We start from the raw sequence: 16964 nt of genomic DNA, 5'->3' as shown, positions 1-16964 counted from the left end.
AGTACTGCTCGGTCGAGAAGTGCAGCTGTTCCTTCAGCGTCGGCGCCAGGATGCCCAGCGTGTTGCGGTCGATGTAGTTGACGATGGTGCCGAGCATGACCAGCGCCAGAATCTGCCAGCGCAATCCACGGACTTTTTTTCATGAACGTTCTCCCATGCCTGTCCCGGGACCGGATTGCATCCCGGTCAGGACAGCGGTGGCCGCCTAGGGACCGGCCTTAGGCTTTTTGTTTGTTGCGGCGATGGCCTCGCCCCTTGTCCGGAGGCGCCGCTCGCTGACATGGTTATATTAATATATCAGTTTGCAAGGCAAGCGGTTTTTGAGCACAGACGCACGTGCATCGAAAGAAAGCGCCCCGTTCGATTGGGCGGGGGAGTCCTTCCGGGGAGTCCGGCAAATGCCGGTCAAGGTACGGAGCGAACAGCGGGCCTGCGAAGATTTGCTGCGCCGCAGCAAGTCTGCGGTTCCAAAGTCTTGACGCATTCCGGAGCGCAGCGCCGTCGAAAAGAAAAAAGCCACCGGGAAAGCCCCGGTGGCCGCAGTGTAGGGAGGAAACGTTCAGGAACCCGTGCCGTCCATTGGACGGCAGCGCGTTGCACTGCACATACCCCGAAAGCGTACTAGTATATTAATGCCAACGCAAGCGGAAAGGGAATCCGGTCCGGGGCTTCGCCTGGGAAGCCCCGGGCCCGGACCGCCGTCAACCGCTGTTGCGCAGGCCGGCGGCGACGCCGTTGATGGACATCAGGATGCCGCGCTGCACCCGGTCGTCGCTGCTGCCGGCGCGGTGGCGCCGCAGAAGCTCGATCTGCACATGGTTCAGCGGGTCCATGTAGGGGAAGCGGTTGCGGATGGACCGCGCCAGCAGCGGGTTCTCGGCCAGCAGGTCGGGCTGTTCGGTGATGGCCAGCAGGTGCTTGCGGGTGCGCTGCCACTCCTCGCGGATTTGCCCGAAGATGCGCTTGCGCAGCTCTTCGTCTTCGACCAGCTCGGCGTAGCGCGAGGCGATGCCCAAATCGCTCTTCGCCAGCACCATGTCCATGTTGGACAGCAGCGTGCGGAAGAAGGGCCAGGCGCGGTTCATGCGCTGCAACAGCTCCAGCCCGTTCGGCTCCTCCGCCAGCCACGCCTCCACGGCGCTGCCGAAGCCGTACCAGCCCGGCAGCATCAGGCGGCACTGCGCCCAGGAGAAGACCCAGGGGATCGCCCGCAGATCCTCGATGCGGTCGGACTTGGTGCGGGACGCCGGGCGGCTGCCGATGTTCAGCGTGGCGATTTCCGAAATCGGCGTCGCCGTGCGGAAATACTGGGTGAAGCCCGGCGTCTCGTACACCAGCCCGCGATAGGCGCGGAAGGCGTGCTGCGACAGCTTTTCCATGGCGGCGTAGAAGGCCTCCGCCGGCTCCACGTCGTTTTCCAGGTCCAGCAGCGTCGCTTCCAGGGTCGCGGCAGTCAGAACCTCCAGGTTGCGCTGCCCGACCTCCGGACGGCTGTATTTGGAGGCGATGACCTCCCCCTGCTCGGTGATGCGGATCTGGCCGGACACGGCGCCGTGCGGCTGCGCCAGGATGGCCTGATAGCTGGGTCCGCCGCCGCGCCCGACCGAGCCGCCGCGGCCGTGGAACAGGCGCAGCCGGACCTTGTGCCGGTCGAACAGCTTCGCCAGCTCGATCTCCGCCTTGTACAGCTCCCAGCCGGAGGTGAGGAAGCCGCCGTCCTTATTGCTGTCCGAATAGCCCAGCATCACCTCCTGCTCGTCCCCGCGCGAGGCGACCAGGGCGCGGTAGGCGGGCAGGGAGAACAGCCGCTCCATCGTGGCCGGCGCCTGCCGCAAATCCTCGATGGTTTCGAACAGCGGGATGATGTTGAGGCTGAGCGTGGGATCCGCGCCGGGCCGCAGCAGCCCGGATTCCTTCAGCAGCAGCGCGACCTCCAGCAGGTCGGACGCGCCGTCGGTCTTGGAGATGATGCAGTTGGGCAGCGCCGCCGCCCCGTAGGTTTCGCGCAGCTCGCGGGCGGCGAAGAAGATCGCCAGTTCGCCCGTCGTCTCCTCTGAATAGCGGTGGTAGGGCGAGTGGAGCGGGCGCGGGGAGGCGATCTCCTCCGACAGCAGCGCGATCCGTTCGTCCTCGGACAGGGCCAGATAGTCCGGGCAGCGGCCGGCGACGGCCAGCAGTTCCGCCACCGTGCGCTGGTGAACGTCAGAGTTCTGGCGCAGGTCGATGGGCGCCAGATGGAAGCCGAAAACCTGCACCGCCTTGATCAGCCGGCGCAGGCGCCCGGCGGCCAGACGGGCGGCGCCGTGCGCCGTCAGCGACTGGGCCAGCACCTCCAGGTCGCCCAGCAGCTCCGCGCTCGCGGCGTAGGGCTCGGCCTTGCCGACGGCGTGGCGCAGCGCCTCGTGCTGGTCGAGCGATTCCAGCGTGGCGGCGAGACGGGCGTAGATGCCGGTCAGGGCGCGCCGGAACGGCTCGTCCGCGCGGTGCGGCGAATGGTCGGGGGAGCGCTCGGCCAGCGCCTCAAGCTCCGGCAGAAGGCCGATCAGCATCTGCGACAGTGGCAGCTCGCCGCCCAGTTCGTGGATTTCCGACAGGTAGTAGTCGAGCGCGGCGGTCGATTGCAGGCGCATCGCCTCGCGCAGGATGGGGGCGGTGACGAAGGGGTTGCCGTCGCGGTCGCCACCGATCCAGGAGCCGATGCGGAAAAAGGGCGGCAGCTTCCAGGCGCGGTCGGGGGAGCGCTTGGCCAGCAGATCCTCGAACCGGCAATAGAGCTTCGGCAGTTCGGCGAAGAAGGTGTCGGTGTAGTAGGAGATGCCGTTCTTCACCTCGTCGATCACGGCGAGGCGCTGCGGGCGCAGCATGCGGGTGCGCCACAGCGTCAGGATGGCTTCCTGAAGCGCGTCCATGTTGGCCTCCGCCTCGTCGGGCGTCAGGCGGGCGCGGTCACGCTCGTCCAGCAGGGCGGCGACCTTGTGCTCCAGCGCCAGGATGCTCTTGCGCTGCACCTCGGTGGGGTGGGCGGTCAGCACCGGGCTGACCAGCGCGATGTTCAGCACCTCCGCCAGCCGGTCGGCGGTGACGCCGTCGGCCTCCAGCCGCTCCAGCGCGTGTTGCAGCGTGCCCTCGCGGGCCGGGGAGCCGGCGATGGCGTGCTCGCGCGTGCGGCGGATGTGGTGCTGGTCCTCGGCGATGTTCGCCAGATGCAGGAAGTAGGAGAAGGAGCGCACCACCGACATCATCGTGTCGCGCGGCACGGTGTTCAGGATCTCCGCCATCTCGCGCCCGGCCGAGCTGTCGTCGTCGCGGTTAAAGCGGACGGAGGCCTGACGCACGCGCTCGACCACGCCGTAGACCTCGTCGCCTTCCTGCTCGCGCACGGTGTCGCCCAGCAGGCGGCCCAGCAGGCGGATGTCGTCCCGCAGGGGGGCGTCCTTCTCGGAAACGGTGTCGGCCTCGTTGACCGGAGCGGTGGGACGGAGGGCGGCGTCGGTGGACATGGCGTGTTCGCTCCGGCGTGCGAGGGAGACGTCAGAAAGGCTGAGCGCCGACTGTAGAGCAACGCGCTGCATATGCGAAAGCCCTTCTCCGACCAGGGGAGGAGGGCTTTCGCACCCGGCAGCGCGTCGGGCGCTCAGTCATACGTGTACAGGTGTATCACCCGGCGAGCAGGTCCGCCAAGGCGCCGCGCAGGCCCTTCGCTTCGATGAGGGCGAGCCACGCGCCCGTCCGCACGGCGAGGCCGGGGATGCGGGTCAGATCCTCGCCCCACAGCGTGGCGTCGGCCAGCAGCCGGTCCGCCAGGGCCTTGGGCTCGCCGTCCTGGGCGGCCCAGGCGGCGTTCATGGCGGCGATCACCTCGGCGTTGTCGCGGATCGGGTAGGACCCGGCCTCGCGGGTGCCGGTGTAGGCGCCGTCCACCAGCGTGCCGCGGTAGAAGTGCAGCAGGGCGGCCAGCGAGAAGGACAGGCCGGCGGGCGCCTCGCCATGCTTCGCCACCCAGTCCTTCAGGCTGGGCAGGACACGGACTGACCACTTCGACACCGAGTTCAGGGCGATGGAGATCAGCTCGTGCCGGATGTAGGGGTTGCCGAACCGCTCCATGATCGTGCGGGCGTAGTCCTGGCGCTCCGCCTCGGGCAGCGGGACGAAGGGCACGATCTCCTCGAACATGACCTTGCGCAGGTAGGCGGACAGGGCAGGGTCGTCCATCATGCCCTTGACCGTGTCGATGCCCGCGCCGAAGGCGGCCAGCGCGCTCGCGGTGTGGGCGCCGTTCAGGATGCGGACCTTGCGGGTGCGGTAGGGCTGGAGGTCGTCGGTCCAGACCACGTTCAGCCCGGCCTTGTGCAGCGGCAGCTCCTCGGCCAGACGCGCCGGCCCCTCGATGACCCAGACGTGGAAGGGCTCGCCGGCCACGATCAGCGGGTCTTCGTAGCCCCACTCCGCCGCGAGCCTGGTGGCCTCGTCCTTCGGGTAGCCGGGGACGATGCGGTCGACCAGCGTGTTCAGGAAGTGGTTGTGCGCTTCCACCCAGGCGGCGAAGCCGGATTCCAGCCCCCAGCGCTTGGCGTGGGCCAGCACGATGCGCTTCAGGCTGGCGCCGTTCGCCTCGATCAGTTCGCAGGGCAGGAAGACGAGGCCGCTGTCGGCCGTGCCGCCCAGCGCCGTGAAACGGGCGTGCAGCAGCGCGGCCATCTTGGCCGGGAAGCTCTTCTGGCAGGTGCCGGGGGTGTAGGGCTCCTCCACGTCGGCGATGCCGGCCTCGGTGGTGTTGGAGACGACGAAGCGCAGCGCCGGGGAGGTCGCGTGGGCCAGCATGCGGTCCCAGTCGGCGTGGGGGTTCAGCGCATCGGACACGCAGCTCACCACCCGGCGGGATTCGACCTCCTGGCCGTTCTCGATGCCGCGCAGCAGGACGGTGTAGAGGCCGTCCTGGGCCTTCAGCATCCCGGCGACGCCCTGGTCGAGCGGTTGGGCCACCGCCACGCCGGCCTTGGTCAGGCCCTGGCTGTTGGCGACGTCCACCATCCAGTCGACGAAGCCGCGCAGGAAGTTGCCGTCGCCCACCTGCAGGATGGTGACGGGCAGCACCGGCGCGCCAGCCGTGTGCGCCACGTCGAGGCCGCCGCCGGCAAGCAGTTCACGGGAGAGGTGAGGCATGATGGTGTTCCTTCGACCAGGGTTGGTCTATTATACTAATATATTAGGCGCGGACGCAAGGGGTCGTGAGGGGCCTTGTAAGCCCTCTCCCCCCTGGGGCTCGGAGCCGCCCGCAATGCGGGATGAGCGCCGAAGGCGATCATAGGCGGAGAGCGGTCGCGAGACTTGCGAGCGACCGGGTTGGGTGAGGGGGCGCCCGCAGGGCGAAAACGCAGCCATATTGCAGAGCGTGTCCGGCCTTCGGCCGCTCCCTCATCCTAACCTTCTCCCCGGAGGGGAGAAGGGATGAACACATTACCGAACCCTCACCACCGTTCCGGTATTCGACGCGCTCAGGATCGCTTCGATCAGGTAGTGGACCTTCAGGGCCTCGCGGCCGGTGATGCGGGGTTGCCCGCCATTGTCGAGCGCGTCGAGGAAGTCGGACAGCACGGCGCGGTGGTGCGTGTTGGCGAAGGCCATCGGGTCGGCGCCGCCGCCCAGAGTGCCGGCGGTCTCGCCCGCGCGGATCTCCTCGCCGGAGTGCAGGCGCACCTCCAGGCTGTCGCCGGAGAGCAGGGCGGAGCCGTTGGTGCTGGCAATCTCGATGCGCTCGGGGAAGCCGGGGTAGGCGACGGTGGTGGCGTCCACGGTGGCGAGCAGCCCGCTGTCGTAGCGGAGTGCGGCGTTCGCCATGTCCTCCGTATCGATGGGGCGCAGGCCGCTGGTCGCGGCGAAGGCGGCGACCTGGGAGGGCAGGCCGAGCAGGCTGACGAACAGGTCCAGCGTGTGGATGGCCTGGGTCAGCAGCACGCCGCCGCCGTCGCGCGCCTTCATGCCCCGGCCCGGCTGGGCGTAGTAGGCCGCGTCGCGCCACCAGCGGATGATGACGGAGGCCGACAGCGGAGCGCCCAGCGTGCCGTCGCGCAGCAGTTCCGCCAGCCGCTCGGCGGCCGCGCGGAAGCGGTGTTGCAGGACGACGCCCAGCGTCAGCCCGGCGCGTTCCATGCTCGCCACCACGGCGCGGGAGCCCTCGGGCGTGGCGTCCAGCGGCTTTTCCAGCAGCACATGCTTGCCGGCGGCGGCGCAGCGGGCGACCAGATCCGCGTGGGTGTCGGGCGGGGTCAGCAGCAGGATTGCCGAGACGGACGGGTCGTCCAGCAGGGCCTCCATCCGGTCCACCACGGGAAGGCCGAAGCGGGCGGCGAAGGCGGCGCGCCGGTCGGGGGAGGGGCTGAAGCACCCCGCCACCTCCACGCGGTCCGCCAAGTCCAGCAGGCTCTGGGCGTGCGGTGTCGACGCCATGCCCAGCCCGATCACCCCGACGCGGCGCTTCATGGCCTGCTTCATGGGCCTCAGCCCTGCGTGGCGAGGGCGGAAGCCTCGCGGGCCAGCCGTTCGATCTCGGACCAGCGGCGCTCCTTCACGGCGTCGGCCGGGGTCAGCCAGGTGCCGCCCAGCGCGAAGACGTTGGGGAGCGACAGGATCTCGCGCACATTCTCCGCCTTGATGCCGCCGGTCGGGCAGAAGCGCACCTCCGGCATCAGCGGGGCCATGCCGCGCAGGGCCGGGGCGCCGCCGTTCAGCATGGCGGGGAAGAACTTCAGCTCGCGGAAGCCGTGCTCCCAGGCGATCAGCGCCTCCGTCACGGTGGCGATGCCCGGCAGATAGGGCAGGCCGGCGGCCTTGGCGGCCTCCGCCAGACGGTCGGTCAGGCCGGGGCTGACGACGAAGCGGGCGCCGGCGTCGCGCGCCTGGGCGAACTGCTCCGGCCGGATCAGCGTGCCGAGCCCGACCAGCGCGCCGGGCACCTTGGCGGCGATGGCCTCGGCGCAGGCGAGGGCGGCCGGGGTGCGCAGCGTCACCTCCAGCGTCGTCAGGCCGCCGGCGACCAGCGCCTCGGCCAGCGGAACGGCCTCCTGCGGGTCGTCGAGCACGAGCACGGGGACGATCCGGGGGCCGGACAGGGAGGGTTCGAGACGCGGAATGGTCATGGTGTGGCCTCGGCAAGAGAGAAATAGAGCGGTGTCGCGTGCCGGACATCGTCGATGGTGACCAGCAAGCCGTCTATATGGTCGGCCAGAGCCCGCGCCGCCGCATCCGGATCGCCGTCGGCGATGGCGGCGACGATGGCCTCATGCTCGGCGATGACGGTCGCCATGCGGCCGGGGACCGGCAGGGTCAACTGGCGGCAGCGGTCGATCTGCACCTTCACCTGCTGGGTGAGCGGCCAGAAACCGGGATAGCCGGCGATTTCGGCGATCAGGGCGTGGAAGGCCTCGTCCGCCTGATGGAAGCCGGCGGCGTCCCCGGCGGCGTCGACCTCCCGCTGGCGCTCCAGGTTGGCGTGCAGCGCCGCGATCTGGCTGCGGGTGGCGCGCTCGGCGGCGAAGCGGGCGGTCGCCTGCTCCAGCGTCTTGCGGATCAGGCTGGCCTCGGGCAGGGAGGCGATGGGGATGCGGGCGACGAAGGTGCCGGACTGCGGGAAGACCTCGATCAGCCCTTCGTCGGCCAGCCGCAGGACCGCTTCGCGCACCGGCGTGCGGCTGACGCCGAAGGCTTCGGCAATCTGCTTTTCGGAAATGGGTTCGCCCGGCTTGCGGCTCAGCGAGACGATCTCCGTGCGCAGGTCGCGGTAGATCGTCGCCGCCGCCGTGGCGCTGCGCTTGGCGGCGCGGGGATGAGGGGCGGCTGCCATCGGATCACCCGTTGTCGGACATCAGGACGGTTTCCACCGCCGCGCGCGGGATGATCGCGCCGCGGTGCTGGATGACCACCGCGGCGATGCGATGGGCGGCGCGCGCGGCCTCGGCCGGGAGGCGCCCCTTCAGGCGGGCGGCGAGATAGCCGGCGCTGAAGCTGTCGCCGGCGGCGGTGGTGTCCACCACGGTCGGCACCGTTTCGCAGGGGACCTCCAGTTCAGCGCCGTCGCCGGCGACAATGCAGCCCGGCTGTTCCAGCTTCAGCACGATCTCCCGCACGCCGGCGTCGCGCACGCGCGTCAGCGCGGCGGAAGCGTCGGCGTCGCCGTAAAGGCCGCGCAGATCCTCCACGCCCGGCAGGGCGATGTCGGTGCGCCGGAACATGGCGTCGTAGGCGCGCTGCGCGGTCGCGGTGTCGGGCCACAGGCGCGGGCGCCAGTTGGTGTCGAAGGCGACGCGCCCGCCGCGCTCGCGCAGGCGGTCGAGCATGGGGAACAGAATTTCCCGCCCGCGCTCGCCCCAGATCGCCAGGCTGATGCCGGAGAGGTAGAGCAGGTCGTAGCCTTCCAGCGCCGCGATCAGGGCCGGCGAGTCCGGCAGCAGGAACAGGTCGCGCGCGGGGGCGGAATCGCGCCAGTAGAGGAAGCGCCGCTCGCCCTTGTCGTCGGTCTCGATCATGTAGAGGCCCGGCACGCGGCCGGGGACGCGCAGCACATGGCCGGTGCCGACGCCCTCCGCCGTCCAGGTGGCGACCATGGAGTCGCTGTTCGGGTCGTCGCCCAGCGCGGTGACGTAATCGACCGGGGCGCCCAGCCGGGCGAGGTAGACGGCGGTGTTCAGCGTGTCGCCGCCGAAGCCCATGGTGAAGGTTCCGTCGGGACGGCGGACCATCTCGATCATGCACTCGCCGAGCGCCGCAACCCGTTGCGCGGACTCACCCATCGCCACCCCCCGTTCCTCGGTCTCTACCAGATAGTCAGACCAGCCGGGCGCGGAAACCCCGCGCCTGGGGCGAATATACTAATATATTAGATGCGGACGCAAGCGTTATTGGTGCCTGCTGGGCTTGGCCGGTCCGGTCATTCGGCGGCCGGGACGGCCGAGGCGGCGGCGCCCGCCTTGTGGCGGATGCGCTCGCGCCGGGCGGTGTAGAGGCCGCTGGCGATGATGATGCCTGCGCCGACGAAGGTCCAGCGGTCGGGCATGGCGCCGAACACCAGAAACCCCAGCCCCGACGACCAGACGAGCTGGATGTAGGAGTAGGAGGCGAGCACCGAGGCATCGCCGTACCGGTAGGCCTGGACCAGCAGCCACTGCGCGATGGTCGACACCAGCCCGATGAGTCCGCCCAGCGCCACCTCCTTCCAGGTCGGCAGGGCGAAATCGAAGGGCAGCAGCGTGCTGAGGACGGCGAGGCCGGTCAGGGCGCTCCAGATCAGGGTGGTGGCGGGCCGCTCCTGGCCGGTCATCTTGCGGGTGATGACGACGCCGGTCGCCCAGCTCATAGCGGACAGGATCGGGAAGATCGCCGCCGGCTGGAAGGCGGCCCCGCCCGGCCGGATGACGATCAGCACGCCGGCCAGCCCCACCAGCACCGCCGCCCAGCGGCGCGGGCCGATCTTCTCGCCCAGGATCAGGATCGACAGGATGGTCACGAAGACCGGCGAGACGTAGCTGGTCGCCGCGGCCTCGGCCAGCGGCAGGAAGCGCATGCCCATGATGAAGAACAGCGCCGAGCCCAGCATGCCCAACCCGCGCACGATCTGAAGGCCCGGCCGCGCCGTGTGCAGCTCCGCCCCGCCGCCGCGCAGCATCAGCGGCAGCAGCAGCGTCGTGAAGCCGACGTAGCGCATCCACCCGATCTCGATGGAGGGCAGGGTCTGGCTCAGATACTTCGCCGTCGCGTCGGAGCAGGAAAAGAAGAAGACCGCGATCACCACCAGCAGGATGCCGCGCAGCGGATCGTCCTTGCGCGCGGACGACGCGGCGGGGGTGGTCATGTCGGGGGAGATTGGGCGTGTGCTGTCGGGCATGGCGGGGCGAGTGTACGGGAAGCACCTGATATATCGCACGCACGGACCGTGTCGCGGCGCGGCATGGCTGCCATTCGGGGCAGCCATTCGGGTCCGGCCGCGCGTCGCGGCTGTTTCATCGCGGCAGAAAAATGGCCACCGGAGCGTGCCCCGGCGGCCATGAAGTGGATTTAGGAGAAACGCCAGCCGGCCAACCACGAGGGAGCGGCAACCGGTTGGGTTCAAAGGATAACCGAACAGTACATTTATACTAGTATATCAGAAGCGGCGCAAGCGCTATTTCGGGTCATAGGCACACCGTCGTAGCGCCCCGGCCCGAGATCACAGATGCGGAATTACATGACGGCGCCCATCTGCCAGGGCGTGAACTCGTCGGAGCCGAAGCCCAACTCCTCGCTCTTGCTCTTCTTGCCCGACGCGGTGTCCAGGATCAGCTGGAAGATCGCGCGGCCGACCTCCTCGATGGTGGCGTCGCCGGTGGCGATGGTGCCGCAGTCGATGTCCATGTCGTCGGTCATCTTGCGGTACAGCGCCGTGTTGGTCGCCAGCTTCAGCGAGGGCGTTGGCTTGCAGCCGAAGACGGAGCCGCGGCCGGTGGTGAAGCACAGCACGTTGGCGCCGCCGGCCACCTGGCCGGTCGCCGACACCGGGTCGTAGCCGGGGGTGTCCATGAAGACGAGGCCCGGACCCTGGATCGGTTCGGCGTAGCGGACCACGTCCACGAGGTTGGTGGTGCCGGCCTTGGCGACCGCGCCCAGCGACTTCTCCAGAATGGTGGTCAGGCCGCCCTTCTTGTTGCCGGGCGACGGGTTGTTGTTCATCTCGCCGCCGGTGCGGGTGGTGTAGTCCTCCCACCAGCGGATGCGCTCGACCAGCTTCTCGCCGACTTCGCGGCTGACGGCGCGGCGGGTCAGCAGGTGTTCGGCCCCGTAGACCTCCGGCGTCTCGCTCAGCACGGCGGTGCCGCCGTTGCGGACCAGCAGGTCCACGGCGTGGCCCAGCGCCGGGTTGGCGGTGATGCCCGAATAGCCGTCGGAGCCGCCGCACTGCAGCGCCAGCGTCAGGTGGCTGGCCGGCACGGTCTGGCGGCGCACGTCGTTGACGCGCGGCAGCATCGCCTGGATGCGCTTGACGCCCTCGCGCACAGCCGCCGCCGTGCCGCCCAGATCCTGGATGCTCATGGTGTGGAGCGTCTCGCTCGGGTCGAGCTTTTCCGCCTCGACCAGCCGGTCGATCTGGTTCACCTCGCAGCCGAGGCCGAGCACGATCACCGCGGCGAAGTTCGGGTGGCGGGCATAGCCGGCGATGGTCCGCCGCAGCGCGTCGATGGCGTCGCCCTGCGCACCCATGCCGCAGCCGTAGCCGTGCGTCAGCGCCACGACACCGTCGATGTTCGGGTAGTCGGCCAGCGCGTTGCCGCGGAACTGGTCCGCGATCATCCGCGCAGCGGTTGCCGAGCAGTTCACCGAGGTCAGCACGCCGATGTAGTTGCGCGTCGCCACGCGGCCGTCCGCGCGCACGATGCCCTGAAAGGTGGCGCGCTCGGCCTCCGGCAGCAGGTCGGTCGGGTGGGCGTCGGCGCCGAAGGCGTAGTCGCGCTCGAAGCTGTCGGCCATGCCGATGTTGTGGACGTGGACATGGTCGCCGGGCTCGATCGGCGCCGTGGCGAAGCCGATGACCTGGTTGTACTTGCGAACCGGCTCGCCGACCGCGATGGGCTGCACCGCGACCTTGTGGCCGGAGGGGATCGTGATCCGCGTCGCGACCTCTGTACCAGGCAGGGTGGTGCCCGGCAGGAGATCCACGCCGGCAACGACGACGTTGTCCGCGGGATGCAGGCGGATGGTCAGCGATGCCATGGGTGATGTTCCTTTCCCGGAGATTCCCTCTCCCCTCTGGGGAGAGGGTTAGGGTGAGGGGGCGGCCGTGGGCCGACCAAGCACTGCAATGAGGTTGCGTTTCCGGCCTTGCGGCCGCCCCCTCATCCCAACCCTTCTCCCCGGAGGGGAGAAGGGCATTTCGTTAGAGCTTGTAGGCCTTCTTGGCGAGGTTGTAGGCGAGGTCGACCGCCAGCTCGGCCGCTTCGTCCTCGTCCAGGCGGTGCTCGGCGACCAGACGCGCCAGGAAGGCGCAGTCCACGCGGCGGGCCACGTCGTGGCGGGCGGGGATGGAGCAGAAGGCGCGGGTGTCGTCGTTGAAGCCGACCGTGTTGTAGAAGCCGGCCGTCTCCGTGACCATCTCGCGGTAGCGGCGCATGCCCTCGGGGCTGTCGTGGAACCACCAGGCCGGGCCGACGCGCAGCGCCGGGTAGTGGCCGGCCAGCGGCGCCAGCTCGCGGGCGTAGCTGGTCTCGTCCAGCGTGAAGAGGATGATGGTCAGCGCGCTCTCGTTGCCGACGCGCTCCAGCAGCGGCTTCAGGGCGCGGACATAGTCGGTACGGGTCGGGATGTCGGCGCCCTTGTCGCGGCCGAACCGCTCGAACACGACCGGGTTGTGGTTGCGGAAGCTGCCGGGGTGGATCTGCATGACCAGACCGTCCTCCAGGCTCATCTTCGCCATTTCGGTCAGCATCTGGCCGCGGAACAGCTCCGCCTCCTCCGCCGTGACGGTGCCGCGCAGGGCCTTGTCGAACAGGCGCTCGGCGTCGGCCGTGGACAGGTCGGCGGTGACGGCGGTCGGGTGGCCGTGGTCGGTGGAGGTGGCGCCGAACCGCTTGAAGTAGTCGCGGCGGTTCTTCAGCGCGGCGAGATAGCCGGCCCAGGTCGTGGTGTTCTCACCGGTCAGCGTGCCCAGCGCCTCGACATTGGCCTGGAAGCCCTCGAACTCCGGATCGACGACGGGGTCCGGGCGGAAGGCGGTGATGACGCGGCCCTTCCAGCCGCTCTCGCGGATGGCGCGGTGATGCTCCAGCGTGTCGAGCGGGGATTCGGTGGTCGCCAGCACCTCGATGTTGAAGCGCTCGAACAGGGCGCGCGGGCGGAATTCCGGCTTCTGCAGGCAGGCTTCGATCTGGTCGTAGATGCGGTCGGCGGTGGCCGGGCTCAGCCGCTCCGTGACGCCGAAGACCGTCTCGAAGGCGTGCTCCAGCCACATGCGGGTCGGGGTGCCGCGGAACAGGTGCCAGTGCTGGGCCAGCAGGCGCCAGATCTTGCGGCTGTCGGTCTCCACCGCGCCGCCGTCCCGGCGCGGCACGCCCAGGCTCTCCATCGTCACGCCCTGGCTGTAGAGCATGCGGAAGGCGTAATGGTCCGGCTTCACGAACAGCGTGGCCGGATCCGGGAACGCCTCGTTCTTGGCGAACCAGGACGGGTCGGTGTGGCCGTGCGGGCTGACGATGGGCAGGTTGCTCACCTCGGCGTACAGCCGGCGCGCGATGTCGCGCTGCGCGGGGTCGCTGGGGAACAGGCGGTCGGGGTGGAGCATGGTGCGTCTCCGGTGAGTGGGAAGCCGGTGTGGGCGGAGCTTGGAAGCCGGCCCGTCGGTCGGCACGGCGCGTTACGAGAATATATTAATATATCAGTTCCAGATGCAAGCCCTGTGATGGCCTCCGCCACGACTCTTTTAGGTGGGGTGGCGCATCGAACATGACAGGGGCCGAATATTGCAGGGCTCAAACCCGGCGCGTGTCGTGGGCGGCGAAATCGACGGGGCGGGGCCGATAGCCGCTGGAGAACAGGGGGGAGGAGATCACCAAGTCGGCGGTCGCCTGGTTGCAGGCCATGGGGATGTTGTAGAGCGTCGCCAGCCGTGTCAGCGCCTTCACGTCCACGTCGTGCGGCTGGGCGGTCATCGGGTCCACGAAGAAGACCAGCAGGTCGATGCGCCCATCGGCGATCATCGCGCCGATCTGCTGGTCGCCGCCCAGCGGGCCGCTTTTCAGCGTCGTGACCTCCAGGGCGGGGTGCGCCTCCCGGACCAGCCGGCCGGTGGTGCCGGTGGCCCAGAAGAGCTGGCCGTCCAGGGCTGCGATGTTGGCGCCGATCCACGCGATCAGGTCGCGCTTGCGGGCGTCGTGGGCGACAAGGGCGATGCGTTTGCGTTCCACGGCGGCGGTCTCTCTGGAAGGTGGGCCGAAGGGCTGGCGTGAGCCCACCATACTAATATATCAGTGCGTGAGGCAACGGCGATTCCAATGGTCGGCCATGCCGCCGGAGCGGCGCTTGGCACCCCATGGCCCTCGGAACCCAAGGGATTTGACCGGCGTGGATGCGCGCCCGTATAATGATAAGGGCGAGTGAATCGTTCGAAGCGAACGGTTCCGGGCCGCCAATTCCATCGCGTGGCGACGTTTCACCTGGGCGATTCCGGGCGGTCCATTTTCGATCAAGGGTCGAACACCGGTTTCGGCCCCGGTTTTTTCCTGTGTGGGGTGGGTGGTGAAGAAAGACGCGCAGACCACGGTGGCGGAAACGGATCCGGTTCAAGCCCCGGCGGCGCGGACCCGGCGGCGCGTGTCGGCGGCGGTCGCGCGCCCGGTGCAGCGCGGCACCACCGTCTCTGCGACAATCTACCGCGACCTGCGGAACGAGATCGTGTCGCTCCGCCGCAAGCCGGGCGAGGCCATCGCGGAAAAGCTGATCGCCCAGGATTATGGCGTCAGCCGCACGCCGGTGCGCGAGGCCGTGCTGCGGCTGGCCGACGAAGGCCTGATCGAGATCTTCCCGCAGTCGGGCACCTTCGTGTCGCGCATTCCGCTGGGCGCCCTGCCGGAAGCCATCGCCATCCGCCGCGCGCTGGAGGAGGCGACCGTCCGCTACGCCGCCGAACGCGCCGGCCGCAGCCAGATCGCCAAGCTGCGCGCCAATCTGGAACTCCAGAAGGAGATGGAGGCCGCCGGCGACTTCGACGGCTTCCATCAGGCGGACGAGGCGTTCCACGCGCTGCTGGCGGAAACGGCGGGCTTCCCCGGATTCTGGACCGTGACCCAGCAGGTGAAGGTGCAGGTGGACCGCTTCCGCCGCCTGACCCTGCCGGTCGCCGGCCGCATGTCCGTGGTGATCAAGGAGCACACGGCCATCGTCGAAGCCGTCGCCAACCACGACCCCGTGGCGGCTGTGCGGGCGCTGGGCGATCACCTGGACGACCTGCAGATCACCATCACCGAAGCGCAGAAGGCCAACCCGCTCTACTTCACCACCCCGGCCGGCGGCGAGACGACGCCCGCCTGAGCGGAACCAAACCCCCTCTCCCGCCGGAGGCGGGCGAGGGGATTTTCTTCCACTCCATTCTCAATGCATCAGCAGGCGCGGCAGCCAGAGCGAGAAGGCCGGGACGTAGGTCACCAGCAGCAGCGCCAGGAACAACGCCCCGTAGAAGGGCGTGATGGAGCGCATCACCTCGCCCACCGACACCTCGCCGATGGCGCAGCCGATGAACTGGGTGGTGCCGACCGGCGGCGTGTTCAGGCCCAGCGCGCAGTTGATCAGCATGACGATGCCGAACTGCACCGGGTCCATCCCGTAGTTCATGGCGATGGGCAGGAAGATCGGCGTGCAGATCAGGATCGTGCTCGCCATGTCCATGAAGGTGCCCAGCAGGAACAGGATGACGTTGATCAGCAGGAAGATCATCAGCGGGTTGGTGGACACGCCCGCCAGCATCTCACCCGTCAGGTCCGCGACCTCGTAGAGTCCCATCAGGTACTGGAACATCGTCGAGACGCCGATCAGCAGCAGGACCACGCCGGTGGTCTTCACGGTCTTCGCGGCGGCGGCCTTGAAGTGGCTCCACGTCATGGTGCGGTAGACGAAGGTGGTCAGCAGCAGCGCGTAGATCACCGCGATGGAGGCAGACTCCGTGGCCGTGAACACGCCGGTGGTGATGCCGGCCAGGATGATGACGACGATCAGCAGGCCGGGTGCGGCGGCGGCCAGCGAGCGGGCGGCGATATCCCAGCCGGGGAAGCGGCCCGCCGGGTAGCCGCGCTTGACCGCCACCAGATAGGCGGCCCCCATGTTGCAGACCATCAGCAGCAGCGCCGGCAGGATGCCCGCCGCGATCAGCGCGCCGATGGACGCCTTTCCGCCGGCGGCCAGCGCGTAGATGATCATGTTGTGGCTGGTCGGCATCAGCGCGCCGACCAGCGCCGCGTGGGTCGTCACGTTGACGGCGTAGTCGGCGTGGTAGCCTTCCCGCTTCATCATCGGGATCATCACCGCACCCATGGCCGACACGTCGGCGACGGGGGAGCCGGCGACGCCGCCGAACAGCGTGCAGGCCACCACGTTGGACATGCCGAGCCCGCCGCGGATGTGGCCGACCATGCTCTTGGCCGCGTTCACGATCTTGTCGGCGACGCCGCCGTGCAGCATCAGCTCGCCGCTGAACACGAAGAAGGGGATGGCGAGGAACGAGAAGACGTTCATCCCCGACATCATCTGCTGGAAGATGACGGCGACCGGCAGCCCTTCGTAGAGGATGGTGCACAGCGCCGACAGGCCGATGGCGAAGGCGACCGGAACGCCAAGCACGAGGAAGCCGAAGAAGGTGACGGTCAGAATGGTCAGTTCCATGACGGCTCGACCTCCTCGCCCTTGATGATGGCGATGATGTGCTCGATGGAGAACAGCACGATCAGGACGCCCGACAGGACCAGCGGCACGTAGCGCACCGCCTCCGACACATGCAGGTTGGGGATGTAGTAAGAGGCCACCGAGTTGCCGAGCAGCCAGCCGTTGTAGGCCATGCCAGCGCCGAAGATGCCGACCAAAGCGTGGATGACGAGTTCCAGCTTGCGCCGCGTCGCGTCGGGCAGCAGCACCAGCAGGCTCTCCAGCCCGATGTGGCCCGCGTCGCGCACGCCCACGGCGGCGCCGATCAGCGTGACGTACAGGACCAGCACGATCGCCAGGCTCTCCGCCCAGGTCGGCGAGCTGTTCAGAACGTAGCGGCCGAAGACCTGGTAGAACACGACCGCGACGATCATCACCAGACCCGCGATGGCCGCGTACATGCCGGCGCGGGCCAGCGTCGCGTTGATCCGCGTCAGCCAGCCGGCGCTGTGCGGCGGGCTGACGTCCATTGCTTGCAGCTCAATATCCATGCCGCACTGCTCCCCCGGGGAAGGCGTCCGGTTCGGACGGGTTTG

The 16964-nt window shown here is 68.9% G+C and carries 13 protein-coding genes; 1 reads left to right on the top strand and 12 read right to left on the bottom strand.

Translation table 11 applies throughout. From position 1 onward, the window contains the following. Positions 1 to 701: 701 nt before the first annotated feature. The 10 genes from ppc to ACSVC7_RS29695 all read right to left on the bottom strand — a co-directional run bounded on the left by ppc (position 702) and on the right by ACSVC7_RS29695 (position 13922). Positions 702 to 3500 (bottom strand): phosphoenolpyruvate carboxylase, encoded by a 2799-nt coding sequence (gene ppc / locus ACSVC7_RS29740; protein ID WP_448206987.1) that lies wholly within the window; start codon positions 3498 to 3500, stop codon positions 702 to 704. A gap of 157 nt (positions 3501 to 3657) precedes the next feature. Beyond that, on the bottom strand, positions 3658 to 5163 hold the full coding sequence (locus tag ACSVC7_RS29735; protein ID WP_448206986.1) for a tagaturonate reductase: 1506 nt from the start codon (positions 5161 to 5163) through the stop codon (positions 3658 to 3660). A 294-nt stretch (positions 5164 to 5457) separates the two neighbouring features. Further along, the gene (locus tag ACSVC7_RS29730) at positions 5458 to 6492 is read right to left on the bottom strand and encodes a Gfo/Idh/MocA family protein (protein ID WP_448206985.1); all 1035 of its coding nucleotides are present in this window, start codon (positions 6490 to 6492) and stop codon (positions 5458 to 5460) included. Between the two features lie 5 nt (positions 6493 to 6497). Continuing rightward, positions 6498 to 7136, bottom strand: coding sequence for a bifunctional 4-hydroxy-2-oxoglutarate aldolase/2-dehydro-3-deoxy-phosphogluconate aldolase (gene eda / locus ACSVC7_RS29725; protein WP_448206984.1), 639 nt, complete (start codon positions 7134 to 7136; stop codon positions 6498 to 6500). Next, positions 7133 to 7840 carry a GntR family transcriptional regulator gene (locus ACSVC7_RS29720; protein WP_448206983.1) on the bottom strand — a complete coding sequence of 236 codons (708 nt, stop codon included), beginning with the start codon at positions 7838 to 7840 and terminating at the stop codon, positions 7133 to 7135. The genes eda and ACSVC7_RS29720 overlap by 4 nt, the downstream gene beginning before the upstream one ends. A 4-nt stretch (positions 7841 to 7844) precedes the next feature. Further along, positions 7845 to 8786 (bottom strand): sugar kinase, encoded by a 942-nt coding sequence (locus tag ACSVC7_RS29715; RefSeq protein WP_448206982.1) that lies wholly within the window; start codon positions 8784 to 8786, stop codon positions 7845 to 7847. Positions 8787 to 8923: 137 nt separating this feature from the next. Beyond that, the gene (locus ACSVC7_RS29710; protein ID WP_448206981.1) at positions 8924 to 9844 is read right to left on the bottom strand and encodes a DMT family transporter; all 921 of its coding nucleotides are present in this window, start codon (positions 9842 to 9844) and stop codon (positions 8924 to 8926) included. A 368-nt stretch (positions 9845 to 10212) separates the two neighbouring features. Then, positions 10213 to 11736, bottom strand: coding sequence for a D-arabinonate dehydratase (locus ACSVC7_RS29705; protein WP_448206980.1), 1524 nt, complete (start codon positions 11734 to 11736; stop codon positions 10213 to 10215). 163 nt (positions 11737 to 11899) lie between these two features. After that, complete coding sequence (gene uxaC, locus ACSVC7_RS29700) at positions 11900 to 13300, bottom strand: glucuronate isomerase (protein WP_448206979.1); 1401 nt, start codon at positions 13298 to 13300, stop codon at positions 11900 to 11902. Between the two features lie 187 nt (positions 13301 to 13487). Next, entirely contained in the window at positions 13488 to 13922 is a 435-nt protein-coding gene (locus ACSVC7_RS29695; RefSeq protein ID WP_448206978.1) for a methylglyoxal synthase, read from the bottom strand. Between the two features lie 331 nt (positions 13923 to 14253). Between ACSVC7_RS29695 and ACSVC7_RS29690 the strand changes: the two genes are divergently transcribed. After that, positions 14254 to 15045, top strand: coding sequence for a GntR family transcriptional regulator (locus tag ACSVC7_RS29690; protein WP_448206977.1), 792 nt, complete (start codon positions 14254 to 14256; stop codon positions 15043 to 15045). Between the two features lie 60 nt (positions 15046 to 15105). Here ACSVC7_RS29690 and ACSVC7_RS29685 read toward each other — a convergent pair whose 3' ends face one another. Then, positions 15106 to 16389, bottom strand: coding sequence for a TRAP transporter large permease (locus ACSVC7_RS29685; protein ID WP_448206976.1), 1284 nt, complete (start codon positions 16387 to 16389; stop codon positions 15106 to 15108). Next, positions 16380 to 16919 carry a TRAP transporter small permease gene (locus tag ACSVC7_RS29680; protein WP_448206975.1) on the bottom strand — a complete coding sequence of 180 codons (540 nt, stop codon included), beginning with the start codon at positions 16917 to 16919 and terminating at the stop codon, positions 16380 to 16382. Before ACSVC7_RS29680 ends, ACSVC7_RS29685 begins: the two co-directional genes overlap by 10 nt. Positions 16920 to 16964 lie beyond the last annotated feature (45 nt).

The organism is Azospirillum mesophilum, assembly GCF_053470405.2.
This window is presented reverse-complemented; position numbering and strand designations above follow the sequence as displayed.